The sequence below is a fragment of the Microtetraspora sp. NBRC 16547 genome (genome assembly GCF_030268965.1).
Taxonomy (GTDB): domain Bacteria; phylum Actinomycetota; class Actinomycetes; order Streptosporangiales; family Streptosporangiaceae; genus Microtetraspora.
In genome coordinates this window covers 47,254-67,076 of sequence record NZ_BSSE01000031.1, presented here as the reverse complement: position 1 = coordinate 67,076, position 19,823 = coordinate 47,254, and the positions used below count along the sequence as shown (strand labels likewise).

Annotated in this window: 20 protein-coding genes; 7 read left to right on the top strand and 13 right to left on the bottom strand. The window is 68.8% G+C overall.

The window, feature by feature from the left end:
• Positions 1–19 precede the first annotated feature (19 nt).
• Both QSK17_RS30505 and dnaE read right to left on the bottom strand, forming a co-directional pair.
• The gene (locus tag QSK17_RS30505) at positions 20–340 is read right to left on the bottom strand and encodes a DUF6300 family protein (protein ID WP_285708978.1); all 321 of its coding nucleotides are present in this window, start codon (positions 338–340) and stop codon (positions 20–22) included.
• Positions 337–3,867 carry a DNA polymerase III subunit alpha gene (gene dnaE / locus QSK17_RS30500; RefSeq protein WP_285708977.1) on the bottom strand — a complete coding sequence of 1,177 codons (3,531 nt, stop codon included), beginning with the start codon at positions 3,865–3,867 and terminating at the stop codon, positions 337–339. Before dnaE ends, QSK17_RS30505 begins: the two co-directional genes overlap by 4 nt.
• Before the next feature lie 121 nt (positions 3,868–3,988).
• On the opposite strand from dnaE, the gene QSK17_RS30495 reads away from it, so the two are divergent.
• Positions 3,989–4,957 (top strand): LysR family transcriptional regulator, encoded by a 969-nt coding sequence (locus tag QSK17_RS30495; RefSeq protein WP_285708976.1) that lies wholly within the window; start codon positions 3,989–3,991, stop codon positions 4,955–4,957.
• A gap of 7 nt (positions 4,958–4,964) precedes the next feature.
• Here the strand turns inward: QSK17_RS30495 and QSK17_RS30490 are convergent, their stop codons facing one another.
• Positions 4,965–5,549, bottom strand: a complete 585-nt coding sequence (locus tag QSK17_RS30490) for a response regulator (RefSeq protein WP_502889325.1) — start codon at positions 5,547–5,549, stop codon at positions 4,965–4,967.
• A 27-nt stretch (positions 5,550–5,576) separates the two neighbouring features.
• On the opposite strand from QSK17_RS30490, the gene QSK17_RS30485 reads away from it, so the two are divergent.
• Positions 5,577–5,960, top strand: a complete 384-nt coding sequence (locus tag QSK17_RS30485) for an SDR family NAD(P)-dependent oxidoreductase (RefSeq protein WP_285708974.1) — start codon at positions 5,577–5,579, stop codon at positions 5,958–5,960.
• A 16-nt stretch (positions 5,961–5,976) separates the two neighbouring features.
• Here the strand turns inward: QSK17_RS30485 and QSK17_RS30480 are convergent, their stop codons facing one another.
• Entirely contained in the window at positions 5,977–7,011 is a 1,035-nt protein-coding gene (locus QSK17_RS30480) for a helix-turn-helix domain-containing protein (protein WP_285708973.1), read from the bottom strand.
• Between the two features lie 117 nt (positions 7,012–7,128).
• Between QSK17_RS30480 and QSK17_RS30475 the strand changes: the two genes are divergently transcribed.
• Both QSK17_RS30475 and QSK17_RS30470 read left to right on the top strand, forming a co-directional pair.
• Entirely contained in the window at positions 7,129–8,025 is an 897-nt protein-coding gene (locus QSK17_RS30475) for an alpha/beta hydrolase (protein WP_285708972.1), read from the top strand.
• 77 nt (positions 8,026–8,102) lie between these two features.
• Positions 8,103–8,588 carry a hemerythrin domain-containing protein gene (locus tag QSK17_RS30470; RefSeq protein ID WP_285708971.1) on the top strand — a complete coding sequence of 162 codons (486 nt, stop codon included), beginning with the start codon at positions 8,103–8,105 and terminating at the stop codon, positions 8,586–8,588.
• 36 nt (positions 8,589–8,624) lie between these two features.
• Here the strand turns inward: QSK17_RS30470 and QSK17_RS30465 are convergent, their stop codons facing one another.
• Positions 8,625–9,629: a helix-turn-helix transcriptional regulator gene (locus tag QSK17_RS30465; RefSeq protein ID WP_285708970.1), complete on the bottom strand. Its 1,005-nt coding sequence runs from the start codon at positions 9,627–9,629 to the stop codon at positions 8,625–8,627.
• A gap of 44 nt (positions 9,630–9,673) precedes the next feature.
• Between QSK17_RS30465 and QSK17_RS30460 the strand changes: the two genes are divergently transcribed.
• Both QSK17_RS30460 and QSK17_RS30455 read left to right on the top strand, forming a co-directional pair.
• Positions 9,674–9,805, top strand: coding sequence for a hypothetical protein (locus QSK17_RS30460; RefSeq protein WP_285708968.1), 132 nt, complete (start codon positions 9,674–9,676; stop codon positions 9,803–9,805).
• Positions 9,802–10,254: a hypothetical protein gene (locus QSK17_RS30455; RefSeq protein ID WP_285708967.1), complete on the top strand. Its 453-nt coding sequence runs from the start codon at positions 9,802–9,804 to the stop codon at positions 10,252–10,254. The genes QSK17_RS30460 and QSK17_RS30455 overlap by 4 nt, the downstream gene beginning before the upstream one ends.
• A 114-nt stretch (positions 10,255–10,368) precedes the next feature.
• Here the strand turns inward: QSK17_RS30455 and QSK17_RS36485 are convergent, their stop codons facing one another.
• Positions 10,369–10,677 carry a helix-turn-helix domain-containing protein gene (locus QSK17_RS36485; RefSeq protein WP_285708966.1) on the bottom strand — a complete coding sequence of 103 codons (309 nt, stop codon included), beginning with the start codon at positions 10,675–10,677 and terminating at the stop codon, positions 10,369–10,371.
• A 182-nt stretch (positions 10,678–10,859) separates the two neighbouring features.
• Complete coding sequence (locus tag QSK17_RS30445; RefSeq protein ID WP_285708965.1) at positions 10,860–11,183, bottom strand: cupin domain-containing protein; 324 nt, start codon at positions 11,181–11,183, stop codon at positions 10,860–10,862.
• Positions 11,184–11,254: 71 nt separating this feature from the next.
• On the opposite strand from QSK17_RS30445, the gene QSK17_RS30440 reads away from it, so the two are divergent.
• A complete protein-coding gene (locus QSK17_RS30440; RefSeq protein WP_285708964.1) occupies positions 11,255–12,229 on the top strand; it encodes a helix-turn-helix domain-containing protein in 975 nt (324 codons plus the stop codon).
• A 115-nt stretch (positions 12,230–12,344) separates the two neighbouring features.
• On the opposite strand, the gene QSK17_RS30435 is transcribed toward QSK17_RS30440, so the two are convergent.
• The 6 genes from QSK17_RS30435 to QSK17_RS30410 form a co-directional block, all read right to left on the bottom strand.
• The gene (locus tag QSK17_RS30435) at positions 12,345–13,646 is read right to left on the bottom strand and encodes an MFS transporter (protein WP_285708962.1); all 1,302 of its coding nucleotides are present in this window, start codon (positions 13,644–13,646) and stop codon (positions 12,345–12,347) included.
• Positions 13,643–14,215, bottom strand: a complete 573-nt coding sequence (locus tag QSK17_RS30430; RefSeq protein WP_285708961.1) for an ArsR/SmtB family transcription factor — start codon at positions 14,213–14,215, stop codon at positions 13,643–13,645. The genes QSK17_RS30435 and QSK17_RS30430 overlap by 4 nt, the downstream gene beginning before the upstream one ends.
• On the bottom strand, positions 14,212–14,370 hold the full coding sequence (locus QSK17_RS30425) for a hypothetical protein (RefSeq protein ID WP_285708960.1): 159 nt from the start codon (positions 14,368–14,370) through the stop codon (positions 14,212–14,214). Before QSK17_RS30425 ends, QSK17_RS30430 begins: the two co-directional genes overlap by 4 nt.
• Positions 14,371–14,561: 191 nt before the next feature.
• Complete coding sequence (locus QSK17_RS30420) at positions 14,562–18,857, bottom strand: nSTAND1 domain-containing NTPase (RefSeq protein ID WP_285708959.1); 4,296 nt, start codon at positions 18,855–18,857, stop codon at positions 14,562–14,564.
• Positions 18,858–18,895: 38 nt separating this feature from the next.
• Positions 18,896–19,267 carry a CU044_2847 family protein gene (locus QSK17_RS30415; protein WP_285708957.1) on the bottom strand — a complete coding sequence of 124 codons (372 nt, stop codon included), beginning with the start codon at positions 19,265–19,267 and terminating at the stop codon, positions 18,896–18,898.
• Positions 19,268–19,281: 14 nt separating this feature from the next.
• Positions 19,282–19,506 carry a hypothetical protein gene (locus QSK17_RS30410; RefSeq protein WP_285708955.1) on the bottom strand — a complete coding sequence of 75 codons (225 nt, stop codon included), beginning with the start codon at positions 19,504–19,506 and terminating at the stop codon, positions 19,282–19,284.
• Positions 19,507–19,823 lie beyond the last annotated feature (317 nt).

The window sequence follows — 19,823 nt, the reverse complement described above, 5'->3', positions numbered from 1 at the left end:
CCATGCGGTTCGACGACGGTCACAGGTCGCCGCGGTACCAGGCCTCGGCTTCGGCATCCAGTACGTCCTCGTCCGGCTTCGGCGGTCGCGCCTGATCGATCCAGCGGCGCAGAAGCCGCGCGAGAAGAGCCGCGTCCTCCGGCTGCGCCGACTCATGGACGGCGAAGTACGTGACGATCGGGCCGGTGAGGGGATCGCCCGCGTCGCAGCGGGCGCACACGAGGACGTCCCTGACCCCCCGGACCACGTTTCCCGAAGCACTGGTCCAGGTGTGTGGAAGGCGCAGGATGGCGAGGACGTCGCCGGCGTGGCATCGAGGACATGCCCAGTCGCGGCTCATGCTCCGCCGATCGCGGTGGCTCCCAGCAGTGCCTTGATGTCGCCGTAGAGCGCCGGTTCCGCGGTGACGCGGAAGGGTTCGAGGTTCAACAGCAGGCTCCTGCCGCCGTGGCGGTGCAGGCGCACGTGTACGGGTGCCCGCCCGGGGTGGGTGGTCAGGATGTCTTTGAACTCCCGGACGAGGCGCGGATTCAGCTGGGTTTCCTGGATCGAGATCACCACGGGAGGCTCGGTGTTCGCCTCGGAGACGTTGAGGATGGTGATCTCCTCGCCGTACACGCTCATCGTCTCGTCGCGTATGTTGACGCGTCCCCGCACGGAGATCACGCGGTCCTCGGCCAGCGCTTCGCCGTACAGGGTGTAGGTCTTGGGGAAGATGAGGCACTCTACGGCGGCGTCGTGGTCTTCGAGGGTGACGATCGCCCAGGGGCTGCCCTGCTTGGTGACCTTGCGTTGCAGACCGGAGACGATGCCGCTGACCCGGGTCACTCCGTCCTGTCGCCCCGAGGCCAGCAGGTCGGCGATCGTGGTGTCGCGGTTGGCGTCGAGGATGCGTTCGGCGCCGTCGAGCGGGTGACTGGAGACGTACAGGCCGAGCATCTCGCGCTCGAAGGCGAGCAGGGTGGCCTTGTCCCATTCGCCCTGCGGGATCGCGATCGAGAAGGCGCTGCCCTGGCCCGGCTCGCCGAACAGCGAGTCCTGGCCGTGGGCCTCGTTCCGCTTGACGTCGATGACCGCGTCAACGGCCTGCTCGTGGACCGCGACCAGAGCCTTGCGGTGATGGCCCACGCTGTCGAACGCGCCGGCCTTGGCCAGTGACTCGATGACGCGCTTGTTGCAGACAATGGACGGGACCTTGGCGAGGAAGTCGTTGAAGTCGGTGTAATGGCCCTTGGCTTCTCGGGTGGTGACGATCGCGTCCACGACGCCCGCTCCGACATTGCGTACGGCACCGAGGCCGAAGCGAATGTCGGAGCCGACGGCGGCGAAGTCCAGCCGGCTGGCGTTGACGTCGGGGGGAAGCACCTTGATTCCCAGCCGTCGGCAGTCCGACAGGTAGACGGCCATCTTGTCCTTGTCGTCGCCGACCGAGGTGAGCAGGGCGGCGAGGTACTCGCTGGGGTGGTTGGCCTTGAGGTAGGCGGTCCAGTAGGAGACCAGGCCGTAGCCGGCGGTGTGCGACTTGTTGAAGCCGTAGCCGCTGAAGGGGACCAGGACATCCCAGACCGCCTTGATCGCCTCATCGGAGAAGCCGCAGTCGCGCATGCCCGCCGAGAACCGGCCCCACTCGGCGTCCAGGACCTCTTTCTTCTTCTTGCCCATGGCCCGGCGCAGCATGTCGGCGCCGCCGAGGGAGTATCCGGCCAGTTGCTGGGCGATGGCCATGACCTGCTCCTGGAAGACGACCAGGTGGTAGGTGTCGCCCAGGATGGGCTCCAGGGCCTCCTTCAGCTCGGGGTGAATCGGCTCGACCGACTGCCTGCCGGTCTTGCGCAGGGCGTAGTTGGTGTGGGCGTTCATCTCCATCGGGCCCGGCCGGTAGAGCGCGGACACGGCGGCGATGTCGGAGAACTCGCTGGGCTGCATCAGTTTCAGCAGCGTCCGCATGCCGCCGCCGTCCAGTTGGAAGACTCCGAGCGTGTCGCCGCGCGCCAGCAGCTCGTAGGTCGTGGCGTCGTCGAGCGGGACGTCGAGGATGTCGATGTCGATGCCCTTGTTGGCGCGGACGCCTGCGATCGCGTCGCCGATGACGGTGAGGTTGCGCAGGCCAAGGAAGTCCATCTTCAGCAGACCCATGTCCTCGGCCTGGGTGAAGGGGAAGCCGGTGATGACCGGGCCGTCGGCTTTGGGCTTGGCCAGCGGGATCACGTCGATCAGGGGCTCGCTGGAGAGGATCACGCCCGCGGCGTGGATGCCGGTGCCCCGGGCGAGACCCTCGATGCCGGCCGCGGTGTCGATCACCCGTTTGACGTCGGGGTCCTGGTCGTACATCTGGCGCAGCTCGGCCGCCTCGCCGTGCCGGGGGTGCCGGGTGTCGTGGATGGCGGCGAGCGGGATCTCCTTGCCGCCGACCGCCGCGGGGAAGGACTTGGTGATGCGGTCGCCCAGGGCGTACGGCAGGCCCAGCACGCGGCAGGAGTCCTTGATGGCGGCCTTGGCCTTGATGGTGCCGAACGTGACGATCTGGCAGACCCGGTCGGCGCCGTACTTGCGGGTGACGTAGTCGATCATCTCGTCGCGCCGCCGGTCGTCGAAGTCGAGGTCGACGTCCGGCATGGTGATGCGCTCGGGGTTGAGGAAGCGCTCGAAGATCAGCTTGTGCTCGATCGGGTCGAGCTGAGTGATACCGGTGCAGTAGGCGACCATCGAGCCGGTGGCCGAGCCGCGGCCGGGGCCCAGGCCGATGCCGTTCTCGCGGGCGTACCGGCAGATGTCGGCGACCACCAGGAAGTAGCCGGGAAAGCCCATGGTGTCGATGACCGACAACTCGTAGTCGATGCGGTCCAGCACCTCATTGGGTGGCTGGCCGCCGTAGCGGCGGCGCGCGCCGTCCAAGGTCTCCTTGCGCAGCCAGCTGGACTCGCTCTCGCCCTCGGGCACGGGGAAGCGCGGCGTCAGGTCCCGGTGGGCGAACACGTCGCCGTAGTCGCCGATCCGCTCGGCGATCAGCAGCGTGTTGTCACAGGCGCCCGGCACCTCGGCGTCCCACAGCGCGCGCATCTCCTCGGCGGTCTTGATGTAGTAGCCGCTGCCGCCGAACCGGAAGCGGTCGGCGTCGGCGAGCCGCTTGCCGGTGCCGACGCACAGCAGCGCGTCGTGCGCCTGGGCCTGGCTCTCTGTCACGTAGTGGGAGTCGTTGGTGGCCAGGGGCGGCAGGCCGAGCTCCTTGCCGAGCCTGAGCAACTCGTCGCGGACCCGGCGCTCGATGGCGAGGCCGTGATCCATCAGCTCCAGGAAGTAGTTGTCCTTCCCGAAGATGTCGCGGTACCGCGCGGCGGCCTCGACCGCCTTGCCGTACTGGCCGAGCCGCAGCCTGGTCTGCACCTCCCCCGACGGACAGCCGGTCGTGGCGACGATGCCCCGGCCGTGCTCGGCGAGCAGCTCGTCGTCCATGCGCGGATATTTCTGGACGTGGCCTTCCAGCCATGCCCGGGACTGGAGGCGGAAAAGGTTGCGCAGGCCCTCGGCGTCGGCGGCCCACATCGTCATGTGCGTGTAGAGGCCGCGCCCGGAGACGTCACCGCCCTCCCCGGTGTCGTCGTTGGACCGGCGCAGCATGAGGTTGTCGCTGTAGTACACCGGCTGCCGGTGGTGCCGCGAGGTGGGAGCGACGTAGCTCTCGATGCCGATGATCGGTTTGACGCCCGCCTTGCGCGCCGACTGATAGAACTCGTACGCCCCGTGCACGTTGCCGTGGTCGCTCATCGCCACAGCGGGCATCCCCTGCCGGGACACCTCGTCCATCAGCAGGCCGACCTTGGCGGCGCCGTCGAGCATGCTGTACTCGGTGTGCACGTGGAGATGCACGAAGGATCCCACCGAAATCCACGCCTCCTGGTTGTAGGCTCTCCTGCGACCCGAGCATTCGACCCGAGAGCAGGAGCGGTTGTCCAACAACCGACACACCGAAAACCCCCAACCATTGGTTGTGGATGAGGCCGCAACGGATCTTGATCTCGGCACCGTCCGCGCCTTCGTCGCCGTCACCGAGGACCGATACTTCGGGGAGGTCGCGGCCCGGCTGGGCATCAGCCAACAGGCCGTCTCCAAGCGGATCGCGAAGCTTGAGGCCGACCTCGGCGTGCGGCTGCTCGTCCGCTCACGCAACGGAGCCGACCTCACCGAGGACGGCAGGACCTTCCTCCCGCACGCGCGCGCCCTCGTCGGCATCGCCGACCAGGCGCTCGAAGCACTGCGCGCCCGGCGCCGCGCGCTCCGGGTGGACGTGCTGGACACCCGGCTGTCCTCCGTCGATCTGATCCGGGCGTTCCATCAGACCGTCAAGGACGCGGACATCGAGGTCGTCACGTCCAACGGGCTCAGATCCGCGCGCCACGCACTCCTCCACGGGTCCGTCGACGCCGCCGTCGCCCGCGTCACCGGGCCCCTGGAGGACGACCTCAGGCACGTGCCGGCGTGCCTTGAACCGCTGCATCTGCTGGTGGGACGCGACCACCCCCTCGCCGACCGGCGGGAGGTGGGGATGGCACAGCTGTCCGGATCGACCGTGTGGATGCCCGGCAACGTCCCCGGCAGTGAGTGGGCCGAGTTCTACTGCCTCCTAGGTGCCGAGTTCGACATCCGGATCGACACCTCAGGGCCGGATTTCGGCTGGGAGTACTACGTCGAGGGGATCGGCTCCGGCGAACGCATCGGGTTCGTGGGTGAACAGATGCGGGTGCCCTGGCACCCCCGCACCGTCCAGATCCCGATCGTCGACCCCGCGCCGGCGTACCCGTCCTCGCTGCTCTACCACCGGCAGAATCGTCACCCGGCGCTGGCCTCGTTCATCGGCTTCATCGTGAGCGATTTCCAGCCGTTCGACCCGCGACACCAATGGCTGCCCGAGCCCGACCGTGCCGCCTTCGCCGCAGGTTCGCCGCCCGACGGGGCGTAAGGATGATTTACCGGCGCTCGGGGACACCGAGCAGGCCGCGGTTGTACCCCTCCGCCACCGCGGCCGCACGGTCGTTGACGTCGAGCTTCGCGTAGATGTTGAGCAGGTGCGTCTTGACCGTCGCCTCGGTGATGAACAGCCAGGCGGCCGCCTCCCGGTTGGTATGGCCGGCCGCGACCAGGCGCAGCACCTCCAGCTCGCGCCGGCTCAACGGGCCGGTCGACGGCGCCGGGGTGCGCAGCCGGCTCATCAGGCGGGCGGCGACCGACGGCAAGAGCGCGACCTCGCCGCGGGCGGCCGAGCGTACGGCGCGCAGCAACTCGCCCCGCGGCGCGTCCTTGAGCAGGTAGCCGGTGGCGCCAGCCTCGATCGCGGGCAGCACGTGGCTGTCCGTGTCGTAGGTGGTCAGCACCAGCACCCGGGCCGGTACGCCGCGCCGGGTCAGCTCTCCGATCGCGGTGACGCCGTCCATACCGGCCATCCGCAGGTCCGTCAGGATCACGTCCGGCCCGAGCGCCTCGGCCAGCCGGACCGCCTCGGCTCCGTCCGCCGCCTCGCCGACCACGGTGAACTCGGGGTCGCGGGCGAACATGCTGCTCAGCCCGTCCCGTACCACCGGGTGGTCGTCGGCGATGAGGAGCTTGATCGGGTCACTCACGAACGCACCTCCGGCGTCTCGGCGGGCAGGCAGGCCGAGATCCCGGCGGCCGGCACCTTCGGCAGGGCCATGAGCGAGCGCTTCGTCAGGGAGGGGGCGCACGTGGTCGGGCTGGACGTCGTACGCCCCGAGGACTCCGGCATACCGATCGTCGCCTGCGACATCACGTCCCAGACGTCCGTGGAGACCGCGATAGCGGAGGCCGTGGCGCTTCTCGGCGGCGTCGACGTGCTGGTCAACAACGCCGGGCGCATCGCGCACCGCTACCCGTTTCACCAGGTCCGGGCCGCACACGAACGCTTCGAAGCCGGCGGCGACGTCGGCAAACTTCTGCTCATCTTCTGAAGACGGCGCAAGGCCCTCAGTCGTTGAGCAGTCGTCGTGTGGTGAGGGTGAGCCTGACCCGTATCAGTCCGGTGGGCTCGGTGAGTTCGATGCCCAGGGTCTTTCCGATCTGGTCGAGTCGGCGGGCGACGCTGCTGTGGTGCAGGTGGAGAAGGTCGGCGGCCCGGCGCAGGGAACCGGTGGCGCAGTAGGCGTCCAGCGTCTCCAGGTGTTCCGGGCTGTCGGCGATTCGGGCGATCGCGGCCACGTCGGCGTTGTCTCGTGCGGCGTTCTGGGGCACCTGTGCGAGCAGCGCTATCGCGCCCAGGCTGTCGTAGTGGACGACCGGCTGGCGTGGGGTGGTGAAGCGGAGGGCGGTGCGGGCGTGCTGCCAGGATCGGTCGGGGCTCGCGGCGGCGCCGATTCCCGCGCGTACGCCTGCCGGAATGCGGGCCGTGTCCACGGTGGTGGCCAGGATGACGCCCACGTCGGCGAGTGGTGCCGCCTTGACCAGGTGGGCTGGGCAGACCAGGCCGCCGACCTGGTCGAGCGGAAGCCGCGACCGTACGGCCACGACGTGGACCGGCAGATCGGCCGCGAAGCCCAGGAGCCGTAGCGCCCGAGCTCTGGCCGCCTCGTCGCTGTCGGCGCCGATCACCAGTTCGACCAGGGCGGGGTCGGCCATCGTGGTGCGGGCCGGGCCGTACCTCTCCACGACCGCCGCGGCGGCGATGGCGAGCCGGTCCAGCAGCACTTCGTCGAGTGGAATCGGCGGGCCGGGGCGTTCCAGCCACACCGTGCCGATCTCCTCCTCATCGAGGACGATCGGTGCCGTGGTGGAGGCGGGTGCTGGCGGGGCGGACGCGTGGCCTCCGTCAGGCGAGACGCGGATCACCTGCCCCGTGCCGTGCAGCCGGATCCCGGCCACGCACTCGGCCAGGCCGGCCGAGGCCCGGGCGAGAGCCGGAAGATCCACTCGTCGGCGCATCAGCGTGTCGTAGAACGCGACGACACGGATCGTGCCTTGGACGTGCGAATCCAGGTGCGGCAGATGTTCGACCAGGGCCTGCATGGCAGGAGGATAGGGCTTCCACGGCAGAAGGGTGAGCGCCGATCGGCGCGTGATCTGGACGCGATGTCCGACGGATGGCGGATGATCTCGGAGGGCGCGGCCGTGAGGATGAACGGCATGGATCCCGAACTGGAAGCATTCATCCCGTTTCTCCCGGAAACCGACCTGACCGACCCGGTCACCGCACGCAAGAACTTCGCCGAGCGGGCCGCCGCGAGGCCGGCGCCGGACACGACGGACATCGAGATCGAGAACCGCACGGTACCGGCCGATCCGGACGTGGCAGTGCGTATCTATCGCCCGCGCCAGGCCCAGGGTGCCATCGTCTGGCTGCACGGCGGCGGAATGGTCTTCGGTGACCTGGACACCGAGCACCCGTGGGCCGCCCGGATCGCCGACGGCTCCGGCGTGGTGGTGATCTCGGTGGATTACCGCCGGGCCCCCGAACATCGGTTCCCGGCCGCCCTGGACGACGCCTATGCCGTACTGACCTGGACGGCCGAGCGCGCCGCCGAGCTCGGCATCGGCCCGGAGCGGATCGCGGTTGGAGGCCACAGTGCCGGCGCGGGGCTCGCGGCCGCGGTGGCGTTGCGGGCGCGTGATGAGCAGGGGCCGCCGATTCGCTTCCAGCTGCTCAACGAGCCCGGGCTCGACGACCGGCAGGAGACATGGTCGCAGCGACACTTCACTGATACGCCCTGGCATGATCGCGACAAAATCACCACAGCATGGCGGCACTACCTTGGCTCGGTACCCGCCACGCCGTACGCCGCCCCGGCGCGGGCCACCGACCTGTCCGGCCTGCCACCCGCCTACATCGCCACCGCGGAGTTCGACCCGGTGCGGGACGAAGGCATCGGCTACGCGCTGCGCCTGCTGCAGGCGGGCGTGTCGGTCGAACTGCACCAGTGGCCCGGCACCTTCCACGGGTCGCAGGCGATCCTGTCCGCCGAGGTGTCCCAGCGGCAGATCGCCGACCTCGCCGCAGCCCTGCGCCGCGCCCTGACCTCCTGAAGTCGCCACGGCCGGGTCATCCCCAGGCCCGGCCGTGCGGGCGAAACCAACCCACCTACAACGGAAGAAACCCTCCGATGCCTGACCAGCCGCACACCGTCACCGCCTCCGAGCGCTCCCGACTGACCGCCTTCGGCGACCATCTGATCACCCTTCACGACGAACTCCGCCGGGACATCGCCGCCCTGAGAGAGGAGGCATCGTGGCTCTATGCCGACGCCGACATCCCCGACCCGCTTCTTCTGCCCGAACGGCTCCACACCCACTGCCTCTCCTTCTGCGAGGCCCTGGACGCTCACCACGCCACCGAGGACCGGTCGGTCTTCCCCTTCCTGGCCCAGCAACATCCCGAACTGTCCGAGGTGCTGGATCGCCTGACCTCCGATCACCGCATCATGGCGTCCCTCCTGGCCGATCTCCGCAAGGTCGCCGCAACCCCCTCCGCCCCCGACTTCCATACGGATCTGGAACGTCTGTCGGTCGAACTCCTGACTCACCTCGACCGCGAGGAGCACTACCTCGTCCCGGTCCTCAACTCGCTGGCGCACTTTCCCGGACACTGAAGTGCCACCGGCTCGCCACGCAACTGCAGCAGCCCCTCACGTCGGATGGTTCGCAACCAGCGGGGGGCAGGTCGTGTAGAGAGCGGCCAGGGCTTCGGCGGCTTCGGTGAGCTTCCGTCGGAGTTCGACGGGCTCCAGGACCTCGATCTCGGCTCCGAGCTTGAGGAACTCTTTCTGCGCGTGCGTCAGCGACTCGATCGGCACCGTGGCGGTGATCCAGCCCTGGCCGTCGGGCGCACCGGCGGTCTCGTCCACGGCGTCGATCACGGCCGAGCTCATCTCGTCGGAGAGCCGTTCCCGCCCTTCCGGTGAAAGCCGGATCACCGCGTGGCCCTGGAACAACCGCGACCGGAAGTCGACCAGATGCTCGCGCCAGTGTCCGGCCAGGTCGAAGCCGTCTGGACGCTCGAACGTCTCATCGGTCACTTGCAGGTCGAGGATCTGGTTGACCCGGTAGGTCCGCATCGTGCCCTCGCACCGGGCCACGAGGTACCACTTCCCCGCCTTCAGAACCAGCCCGTACGGCTCCAGCCTTCTCTCGACCTCGCATGGCGCGGCCCACCGCCGGTAGAGCACGTGGAGGACGCGCTTGTTCCAGACGGCCCCGGCCACCTCCGGGAGGTGGGGCGCCTGGTCGCCGTCGTGATACCAGCCGGGCGCGTCGAGGTGGAAGTGCTCCCGCACGCGCCGGGCCCCCTCCCGCAGGGCGGGTGGGAGCGCGGCCTCGATCTTGAGTTCGGCCGCGGCCGCCAGCGCGCCGAGACCGAGTTCGGCCGCTGGCCCGGGCATTCCGGCGAGGAACAGCGCCTCGGCCTCCTGAGCGGTCAGTCCGGTGAGTTTGGTGCGGAAGCCGTCGAGAAGCCGGTAGCCGCCCTGGTGTCCGGCGTCGCCGTACAGGGGGATGCCGGCGGTGTGCAGTGACTCGACGTCGCGATAGATCGTGCGGACGCTGACCTCGAGTTCGTCCGCGAGTTGCCGGGCCGTCAGCCGCCCGCGCGACTGGAGCAGCAGCAGGATGGACAGCAGCCGAGAAGCTCGCATCCACTGACGATACATGTCAGTGGATGCCGCATACGGTCCGTTTCATGGCATTCATCGAGAAGACCATGAGGCCGCTCGACCCCGTCGACGCCGGCTGGATCGTCCTCCACAGGGGCGCGGACACCGGCGCCTACCTGCTCGCAAACACGCGCCCGGAAGGACCGGTGGATCTGTGAACGACTTCGACTTCTACATCGGCACCTGGAACGTGGCCAACCGCAGGCTCGTGAAGCGAGGCGCCGGCAGCAGCGAGTGGGAGGAGTTTCCCGGAACGTCTGTCGCGCACAGCGTGTTCGGCGGCACGGGCAATTTCGACGAGATCACCTTCCCCACCAAGGATTTCGACGGCGCGACGATCCGCCTGTACAACGCCGAGCGGGACGAGTGGTCCATCTACTGGATCAACAGCACGCGCGGCCTCGACCCGGTTCCGGTCGTCGGCCGGTTCGTCGACGGGGTCGGCACCTTCTACGCCGACGACACCGACGACGGCCGCCCGATCCGCGTGCGGTTCATCTGGTCCCGGATTACGCCGGATTCCTGCCAGTGGGAGCAGGCGTTCTCGTACGACGGCGGGCAGTCCTGGGAGACCAACTGGATCATGGCCTCCACCCGCGTCTCCTAGAACGGCGCAGGTCAGCGGGCTGACCGGGCCGTGACGGCTGCCGCTGCGATGACCCACAAGTGACTCCTCCACTCCTTGAAGGGAGCGGCTTCTCGCTAAGCCGCTCCCGCAGCCTCACGAAGGGCAAGCCCTGCCCTGAGAATGTTGATCGCCGCGTTCACGTCGGCGTGCGCGGTATGCCCGCAGGGTGGTCTGCTGGGAGGAGAAGGACCACCGGCCCTGCCCGTCTCGGTCGTCGGAGCGGATGTGCTTCAACTCCCCGGACTGGTCGCCGTAGTGCACGGTCACGCCCGCCTTGTGGTAGGCGGTACGGCGGTGCTCCAACGCCGCGTTGTACAACACCCGGTGATCTTCCAAGCACTGCGCGAGCGTGGCGGCCTGCTTGCCGGTGGGGCGCAGCAGGAACTTGTACGACCTGCGCACCCCCACCTCCCACGTTCAGTAACGAGATCACCACGCTATCGGCAGCCACCGACAAAACCCGAAGGGAGGGAGCGCGGATTCCCCCGCCGGCGAAAGCAGGCGGCCCCATCCGCGCGGACCTGATGGCGGGAATGATCAGACAGTCCCCACGGTCTGTTGCCTCGCTTCCCGGGACGCGGTTCCTAGCGGGTGAGGATGCTGATGCCGATCATGCGTGCGCCGGTCTCCGTGCGCGGGCGGTGCGAGCTGCCGGGCGCGAAGACCACATAACTGCCCGGCCCGAGGCGCTGTCCTCGGTCGATGAGCTCCCCCGACACCACGTAATAGCGTTCCTCGCCCTCGTGCACATCCACCTTGGGCCACTCCGTCCCCGGAGCGAAGTCGTACATCCACCCGCGCGCCCACTCCGTGGCCGGCAGGCCCCGCCGAACGATCCCGGGAACGACCTCCACCGGTTCAACCTCGTCAACGTGCAGGACCTGGACATCACTGAACTCGTGCGTCATGTAGCCAATCGTCACGGGAGGTCGCGCTTTGCACCAGTGTCAGGAATGACGCCGGCAGATACTTTTCTGTCATGAGTCTTCACCAGGTGGTCGCCCTGGTGCTGCCGCCGCAGTCCACGTTCGAGCTGGCGTGTGCCGCCGAGGTCTTCGGCATGAGCCGGCCCGGTCTACCCGCCCACTACGCGTTCGACGTGTGCGCGGAGCGCCCGGGCGCCGTACCGACCCTGGCCGGGTACGACATGGCGGTGAGCCACGGGCTGCTGGCCCTCGAGACCGCGGACACGGTGGTGATCCCCGGCTGGCAGCACCGCGAACAATCCGCCCCGCCCGCCGTGATCGACGCGATACGGCAGGCCCACCGGCGCGGCGCCCGCATCGTCGCGATCTGCTCCGGCGCATTCCTCCTCGCCCAGGCGGGACTGCTGAACCACCGCAGGGCGACAACCCACTGGCGGATGGCCGCCGAACTCGCCGCCCGCTTCCCGGATATCCAGGTCGAGCCCGACACCCTCTACATCGACCTGGGCGACATCGCCACCAGCGCGGGCACTGCCGCCGGCATCGACCTGTGTCTGCACCTGGCCCGAACCGATCACGGCGCGGCCCACGCCGCACAGATCGCCCGGCACATGGTCATGCTGCCGCATCGCGAGGGCGGGCAGCTGCAGTACGCCGCTCCACCTCATGCCGACCGCCCGGCGGAGTCTCTGGCCCCCGTCCTCGACTGGGCCACCGAGCGGCTGCACGAGCCCTTGACCGTCAGCGACCTCGCCGCACAGGTCAACACCTCAGCGCGAACCCTCGCCCGGAGATTCGCCGACCAGCTCGGCATCAGCCCCGGCCGATGGCTGCTCCAGCAGCGTGTCATGACGGCTCGCGCCCTCCTGGAAGAGACGGACCTCCCCGTGGAGACGATCGCCACCAGGGTCGGCCTGTCCTCAGCCGCCAACCTGCGCAGGCGCTTCCACGCCATGGTGCACACCACGCCGGCCGCCTACCGACGCTCCTTCGGCCGCCACACCAGCGGCACGCAACCGAGCGGCTGAGGCATGCCGCCGCTGGGCGCGGTCACCGCCATGATCAATGAAGCGGCACGGCTGCGGAGCGAAGGCCGGACGCCGGAACGGCGGAGACGGTTCAGGCGCGGGTGGGCTCGCCGGCCTAGGCGATGGCCGAGGCCAAGCTGGGCCGGTCGGGCAGGTCGCGCTGCCGGCGCAGCGGTCCCGTCAGCAGGATCAGCCCGGTCAGGGCCAGCCCGCTCATGATGATCCACATGGCGGGGCGGACTCCCAACGCGGTGCCGAGCGCCCCGCCCAGCAGCGCGCCGAGCGGGATCGTCCCGTAGCTGACCAGTTGCATGCTCACCGTGGCCCGGCCGAGCAGGGCGTGCGGGCTGTAGGTCTGCCGGAAGCTTCCCTTGAGCACGTTGCCCACCGCGGCCCCGGCACCGACAACGAACCCGCCGGCAATCGTCAGCGCCAGCCCCGGCCCCGGTGCGGTGAGCGGGATCAGTAGCCCGAAAGGCGCCGCGCCCAGCTCGGCGGCGAGCAGGGTGCGGGCCGATCCGAAGCGACGAGCCGGCGCGGTGGCCGAGACGGCGCCGAGCACCCCGCCAAGGCTCGTCGCGGCGGCGAGAACGCCGACCGCACCTGGGCTCACCCCGACCTCGCGGACCAGGAAGACGACCAGGATCGACTGATAACCGATCAGCCCTATGTTGCTTGCGGCCGAGAACACGGTCAGCACACGCAGATAGGGGTCCCGAGCCACAAACCGGAGGCCCTCGCCGATCTCCTGACGCAGTGTGCTGCTTCGCCGGGCGCGTGGGAGGCGAGGCCGGCGGGTCCGGATCGCCAGCAAGCAGAGCGCCGAGATCAGGAAGCTCGCCGCATCGACGAGCAGCCCGTTCACCGCGCCGGCGAGCTGTGTGATCAAGCCAGCCACGCCTGGACCGCCGACCTGGGCGGCGGCCTCGGTCGCCTGTACCTTGGCGTTGCCCTCGGCCACCTCGCCGCGATCCAGCAGGGACGGCAGATAGACCTGGTAGGCCGTCTGGAAGAAGACACTCGCGGTGCCGGCGCCCAGCGCGACGGCCAACAGATGACCGATGGTCAGCCGATCCAGCCAGGCGGCGACCGGGACGCTGAGGAAGAGCAGCAGGCTGGCCAGATCGCAGGTGAGCATCACCGGTCGGCGCGGCAGGCGGTCCACCCAGGCGCCGGCTGGCAAACCGATGATCAGCCAGGGCAACCAGGCCGCCGCGGAGAGCAGCGCCACCTGGAAGGTGCTCGCGTCGAGCGTGGCGACCGCGACCAGCGGCAGGGCCACGCTGGTCACGCTGCTCCCCAGCTTGCTGGCGATCTGGCCGATCCACAGCAGCCGAAAATTCCGATGCCGGAACAGGCCGTCCGGCCGGCGAGGCGCGCGGGGATCGCGCGGCGGTGCGGATTCGACGGCGGTCACGGCTGTGCCGGTACGCCATGGGCAAACAGGAAAACCGGCTCGCGGGTCTGCCCGTCATCGGGCAGGTTCCGCTGCTCCCACCGGTCGAGCACCGCGAGGATCTCCTGCTCCAACTCGCCGAGTTCGGCAGGAGTCAGGTGCAGCCACTTGTCGACGGAGAAGGCCGCCCCGTTCCATGCGGGGCGTTCCTCCCTGGTGGCGTGCCAGGCGCGAACCAGGCTGACCTGCCGGTCGAGACCGAGCGAGACCGCTGCGTTGGCCACCACTTGGCCGGCCGGGTCGTCGTCGAAGTCGCCGGTCACCCAGCGGAGCGTCGGTGCGACCAGCCGCCACCAGCGCTCGCGGCGATCCTTGGCGAGTTCCGGCGCCTCCACGATCAAGCCCGCAACGCCGAGCACCTTCAGGTGGTGGCTGATGTTGGCGACCGCCTGACCGGTCCGGTCGGCCAGAGCGCTCGCGGTGGCCGGGCCGTAAACCTTGAGCATGTCCATGAGGCGCCGGCGGAGCGGGTGCGACATTGCGGCGAGCACTCGGGAGTCGGTCACTTTGGGAAGGTCTGGATCCGTCACAGGATCATGGTGATACCTGCAACAGAAGTTGTGCAACAGATATTGCGCAATGGTTTTAGGGTTGCGGCGATCGGCCGCACGGCCTGACGCATCATCCCCGCGTCGGTAAACTCGCCGCGCAACGCCTCGTTCTCGATGGAGACAGCGACCGACATTCAGCTACCGCCCGCCGTGGAGGTGGTGTGGTGGCGCCGCTCCGGCCGTCCGCGCTAGGGGGGCAGAGGCCCACCGTGCCCCCGAGGCGGATAGGGGTTCCTTTGACGGACAGCACTGTCGCCTATCGAGGCATCCGCCGTTGAGGTGAGTGACTCGTCCGCCGTGCCTGCTCAATCGATGGTGAGGTTGTTCATCGGGGCGGGCATAGGACATCCGGCAGCCCCGGCGGCAGGATGCGGCGCTCGTCTTGGCTGAGGTCGCCTCCGAGGACGTTGCACAGGTGGCGCTGCCAGAGCATGGGGTCGAGCCGGAACATGTCTACGTGCCCTCCGTTCATGGGGTTCCTCAGCAGGGCCTTCCCGCCGTCGGCCGATGCCAAGAAGCCTTGCTTGTCTGCGAAGTCGTAGGACTCGATGTCGATACGACCAGGGTCCGCCGCCGACATGAAACGTACGGAGTTCCCGTTGGCCAGGAAGAATCCGGAATCCCCCCAGCCCCCGATCTGCCACCTGTTCGGCTCCAGCGGCCCGAGCGGGCCCAGCACCCTTTGCGGTCGGCGGCGGTCTTGCACCGACCACAGCTCGATCATGGAGCCTCTGGTCAGCACGAGGGCGAGGCGGCCGCTGCGATTGACCACGGCGGTGAGCATGTCGGGGCCCAGCCGGATCCGCAGGTCCGGGTTCTCTGTTCCCGTGCGCAGATTCACGGCGCGCAGGGTGTGGTCGCCGAGGTTGACGAACTGCACATGCCCCGGCTCGGGAAACAGCGGCTGTGGGAAGAACTCCGTGGGATCCACCCCGTCAATGCGGAGATCGCGTATGTCGAGCGGATTGGACAGGCGCCGGCCATCGCGGGCATTCCAGTGTTCGACCACTCCTCCGGAGGCCGTCACCAGTTCCTCATCACTGATGAAGAAGAAGCTCACCAGTTCTCGCTTCCCGTCCTTGCCCATAGGGGGCATGCGGGTGGTGAACTCGGCCACCGTGCGCAGGTCTGGTAGGTCCCGGATCGTGATCCTGTTGTGGTCGGCCACATCGGCCAGCAGCGTTTCCGAGCCGTTGACGGCCAGTTCCTGCTTGGCGTCCGGGGGCGTGGTGGCGTCATTGCGGACCTCGGCGAGGGTTCTTTCCTGGCCCTCGGTCTCTCTGACCGACAGCCTGTCGCCGTGCTCGCCCAAGCGGACCACCATCGTTTTCCCGTGGTCGAGCAGCTTTGGCGGGCTGAAAGCCACGGCGCCGTCTTCAGCGATCATCCTCCATCCGGTCACCCCGGTTTCGCTGCGGTGGACCACGATGGGATCGCCGGGATTGCCCAGGAGGGGTCCGACCTTGTCACCGTAGCTGATGCTGGAGGCCCCGAAGAACCGTTGCGGGTGCTTGCCCGGCCGGGCATCGAGGAGCGCCCAGTTGCCGTTACCTTCGTTGATCGCGATGTGCTCGCCTGTTTGGTCGATGGCGGGGTGGCGGCATGAGCTGTAGTCGCCGGGGGGCGTGTAGCGGGTCAGTTCCCGTCCGTCTGCCACGCGTGCGGCCCGGTAGGTGGCCTTTCCCCCGCCGGTGGTGCGGCCCCGGCAGACAACCAGCACACCGCCATCGGCTGAGACATCGGCCGCGTCCAGCCGCTGACCCGACGTGCTGTGGCGGTCCTCCAGGTCACGTATCTTCCCGGTGCGGATGTCGAGGGACACCACGGAACTGGAGAGAATATCCACCGTGCTGTCGCGCCGCACGGCCACGAGCGTGTTCTCGTCCGGGCCGAACCACACCTGCTGCAGGGGAGGCAGGCGCTGCGGCAGCGTCCGAAGTTGCTGCGTCGTCACGTCCCACACCCGCAGCTTTCCGTCCAGTGCCACCGCGGCTACCTGGTCGGCGTTGGGGGAGAAGGCGGCGACGCTGAAGGAACCCTGCAGTCCTCCGAGCGTGACTTGCGTGAGTTCGCCGCCGCGCAGGCGGCGCGCCGGGCCCACGATGATGTCGTTCGCCGTGGGGCGCACATCGTGCCAGACCACCGAGCCCTGCCCCTTCAGTATGTAGGCGATGCGCCGGCCGTCTCTGCTGACCAGGGGGGCGAACACGTTGTCGGCGAGGTTGAGATGCTTGCGCAGCACCCTGCCGCTGGCGTGGCGGACGAACAGCGTCGCGCGGCCGAGCCCGGACGTCGCCAGCGTCACCGAGCCGTCTGCGCTCATCGCGACGTCCTGGGTCGGCCCTTGGACACCGGTCAGCGCCCATGCGGCGTCTTTGAACTGGTCGTATCGGCGCAGCAGCGCGCTGCGGGCTTCCTGCGTCGGCGCGGTCTTGTAGGCCGCGATGGCGGCCAGAGCTGCCAGCCCTGGGTCGGTTGTGGCGGTTTCCTGGGTGAGGCTGGCGATTGCACGTGAGCGTCCCTCCGCTGCCCGCTCCGCGCTGACCTGCATCTGGTCACCGAGGAAGGTACCCAGGCCCACGATCAGCGCGGCCACCAGGGCCAGCGCGGTCCACACGGCGCGGGTCCGTCGGCGCCGGGCCCGCTGCCGGCGGCGGGCAAGCTCCAGGAACTCACGTTGCTCTTCGGACAGTTCGCTTTCACGCTTGCCCAGCCACTGATCGAGCGCCGCCAGCTGCGCTGGCGCAGGCAACGCAGATCGTTTGGGGTCCTTCCAGCGCCGTAGGTCATGGTCCAGTTCCGCCCGCGCGGTCAGAAACGTTCGGTCGTCTTCCACCTGCCGCCGCAGCGCGGGCCAGGCCATGATCAGTGCTTCATGGGCCAGTTCGGCGGTTTCCGGTTTGTCTTTGCCGCGGTCCAGCACCAGCAGTCGCCGCCTGGCGAAGGCTTCCGCGATCTGCCAGCCCTGCTCGCCTGCTTCCGCACGAGTGAGTGTGCGCCGCACCGGCATCTGCCGCTCGCCGCCGGGCGGCACTTGCACCAGGCCGGTGAGCAGCCGCTTCGCTGCGGCCTTCACCTCTGCCTGCTCGCCGACGCAGTCCTTCCAGGCCTGGTCGGCGTGCTTTTCCAGTGCTTTGAACACGCCCCCCATATCCTCGTATGCCTTGTTTCGCAGGTAGCCGCCGTCCGCCTTTTCCCACAGCTGCTGCAACACGAAGCCCAGCAGAGGGAGGATTCCCGGCTCGGCGCCCGCGTCGTCCAGGATGCGTCGCACGAGCCCCGGTTCGTATGCCACGGGCGGCTTGACGGGCTTGGTGATCACCTCCTGGAGCTGGTCGCGTGCCATGGGGGTGAGCGGAAGTGTCAATCCGCCGCGCAAGGCGGGCCCCAGGCGGGGGTGCTTCAGAACCGCGTCCATCAAGTCGGACCGCAGCGTGACCAGGACCCGCAGCCCGCCGACCGGATGACGCTGTGGGAACAGCAGGTCGATGAGCTCGTCGATCTCGGTTTGGGTGCGGTTCAGCAGCGCTTCGGCCTGGTCGAGGACGACCAGGAGATTGACCGAGGCTGTGCCCCAGGCGCGGTGGAGCGTGTCCGCTATCCCCTTGTCCTTGAGCCAGCCCTCGACCTGGTCGGCGCTGTGCGCCCGCGCGGGCCCGTGCCGCTCGGACTGGACGGCTTCGAACAGCTCGGTGGCAAGCGCAGACCGCGGAGAGGAGATCCGCCCGGCGTTGACCACCAGCACCTTGTATCCGGCATCCCGCATCCGGGGCACCACACCGGCCAGAGCCAGCGACGACTTGCCGCAGCCTGAAGGCCCGTACACCGTCACGGTGTGAGCACTGCGCAGGGCGGTGACGACTTCTGCGATGTCGCCATCGCGTCCGCAGAAGACGTGGCCGTCGTTTTCCCGGTAGGTTTCCAGGCCGCGGAAGGGTGAGGGCGGGCGTACGGCGGGGCCGAGGGTGGGAATCTCCCGCACGATGGTCTTCGTGCGCAGCGCGTAGGCCTGCTGGGCGTCGCTTTCGGGCTGTGCCGCCACCAGCAGGCCGACCACCGCACGCAGTGCGTTGTCCCAGACGGGACTGCCGCTGAAGCCAGGCTTGACGTGGGCGGCCTGCCCGGTGGCTCTCGACAGCTGCACCCAGCCCTCACCCGTGGCGCCGACGAGCTTGCCCTCAAACCAGATCCCGCCCGGCGCGTCGCGGGTGAATCCCACCGCGCGCACCTGGCCGCCCTCCACCTTGTCGGGGTCGGCCATGGGCAGCGGATGAGTGCCGGGGATGGGCTCCGGCAGCCGCAGGACAGCGATGTCGCCGGTCCGCTCGGCCCTGATCGGCACCCAGTTCTCCACCCGGGCCAGCCATGCCGGGCGTGGCCCACCGCTGACCGGGGGCGGGGCCAGCGGAAGCTCCACCGTGACCGGCGTCCCCGTGGGCACAGGCTCCTGCCGGGGCTTCTCCAGTGCGTCGGAGACCACATGGGCGCAGGTCAGCACCAGGTCCGGTGTGATGAGAAAACCCGCGCCCCCCAGCGCGCCGTGCTGCCCTTTGATCTGGACGATCGCCGCAGCCAGGTCTTCATCCGGGCTGTCTGACCATGTCCGTCCTGTCTCCGCCATCGCGTCCCCTCCGCTCCTCACGGCAGATACAGATCGGATCAAGCCCCCGCTGGCTCGTCAGTTGCGCCTCGGGCGTCGCTACGGTTCCACGTCAAACTCACCGAGAAATTGGCCGCGGTTGCCGTGCTCGCGATGACGACGTCCGCCTCGGCCGACAGCGAGACCCCGAACTCCAACACGATCTCATCCGGCGCGTTGGCCAGTCCTCGCAACCGCGTGACAAAGCTCTCCGCCACAGGGCGGACAGTTTCCAGCATCTGCCCGAGCGACCGCTCGGCCCGCGCTATGGTGCGCCCGCCCCTGCCCACGCGGACAAGAGCCTCATCGACCTCGCGGATCTGGACACGGACAACCTCGTCACTGCCGTCGCCCACGGGCACTTCCACCGTGTGCACAAGACGGTCATTCATAGCATCCTCCAGTGTCATGCGGCCAGATCGATGGCGGTGAAGTCGACCTCTTTGAGGAGCGGGTCGAACGGGTCGGGCTCGCGGCGCAACTCGTCGGTGGCGTAGGCGCCGAAGCGGCTGATGTGGGCGCGTAGATAGGGGGCGATCTGGCCGAGCTGGTCGGCGGCGATCTGCCTGCCTTCGGCGACCAGGTGGCACGCTGGGCCGGTTTTCCTCGCTCGAGGGTGTGAAGACCACATGCAGCACCCGCGCCGACGTCAGCCGCTTGAACTGCGGATAGGCGGTGCGCTCAATCCACGTCACCCCGGGCCGTCCCTCGCCTTCACCCCAGCCTTCAGACGCCGAAACCGTAGCCACGATCAAGACAGAGAACCCGGCAGTTCACCAAACCGCAACAAAACCCGTGCAGAGAGTCACGTCACAGCCGAAAGACGAAGACGCTCCCCACCAGCCTCGCTGCTTCTTTCGGGCTTATCTTGTCTGCCCCCTCGCTAGCCTCCTCCGTCGCATGCCGAACCGCGCGTCGCCGGTAGTAGTGGCGGGCCGGCTCGAGGAA

What these genes read in the sequence shown, in the direction of transcription:
- QSK17_RS30505 (WP_285708978.1), bottom strand. Translation starts at nt 340, where the DNA reads ATGAGCCGCGACTGGGCATGTCCTCGATGCCACGCCGGCGACGTCCTC.
- QSK17_RS30490 (WP_502889325.1), bottom strand. Translation starts at nt 5,549, where the DNA reads ATGTTCGCCCGCGACCCCGAGTTCACCGTGGTCGGCGAGGCGGCGGAC.
- QSK17_RS30480 (WP_285708973.1), bottom strand. Translation starts at nt 7,011, where the DNA reads ATGCAGGCCCTGGTCGAACATCTGCCGCACCTGGATTCGCACGTCCAA.
- QSK17_RS30475 (WP_285708972.1), top strand. Translation starts at nt 7,129, where the DNA reads ATGGATCCCGAACTGGAAGCATTCATCCCGTTTCTCCCGGAAACCGAC.
- QSK17_RS30470 (WP_285708971.1), top strand. Translation starts at nt 8,103, where the DNA reads ATGCCTGACCAGCCGCACACCGTCACCGCCTCCGAGCGCTCCCGACTG.
- QSK17_RS30465 (WP_285708970.1), bottom strand. Translation starts at nt 9,629, where the DNA reads ATGCGAGCTTCTCGGCTGCTGTCCATCCTGCTGCTGCTCCAGTCGCGC.
- QSK17_RS30460 (WP_285708968.1), top strand. Translation starts at nt 9,674, where the DNA reads ATGGCATTCATCGAGAAGACCATGAGGCCGCTCGACCCCGTCGACGCC.
- QSK17_RS30445 (WP_285708965.1), bottom strand. Translation starts at nt 11,183, where the DNA reads ATGACGCACGAGTTCAGTGATGTCCAGGTCCTGCACGTTGACGAGGTT.
- QSK17_RS30440 (WP_285708964.1), top strand. Translation starts at nt 11,255, where the DNA reads ATGAGTCTTCACCAGGTGGTCGCCCTGGTGCTGCCGCCGCAGTCCACG.
- QSK17_RS30425 (WP_285708960.1), bottom strand. Translation starts at nt 14,370, where the DNA reads ATGTCGGTCGCTGTCTCCATCGAGAACGAGGCGTTGCGCGGCGAGTTT.
- QSK17_RS30420 (WP_285708959.1), bottom strand. Translation starts at nt 18,857, where the DNA reads ATGGCGGAGACAGGACGGACATGGTCAGACAGCCCGGATGAAGACCTG.
- QSK17_RS30415 (WP_285708957.1), bottom strand. Translation starts at nt 19,267, where the DNA reads ATGAATGACCGTCTTGTGCACACGGTGGAAGTGCCCGTGGGCGACGGC.
- QSK17_RS30410 (WP_285708955.1), bottom strand. Translation starts at nt 19,506, where the DNA reads ATGTGGTCTTCACACCCTCGAGCGAGGAAAACCGGCCCAGCGTGCCAC.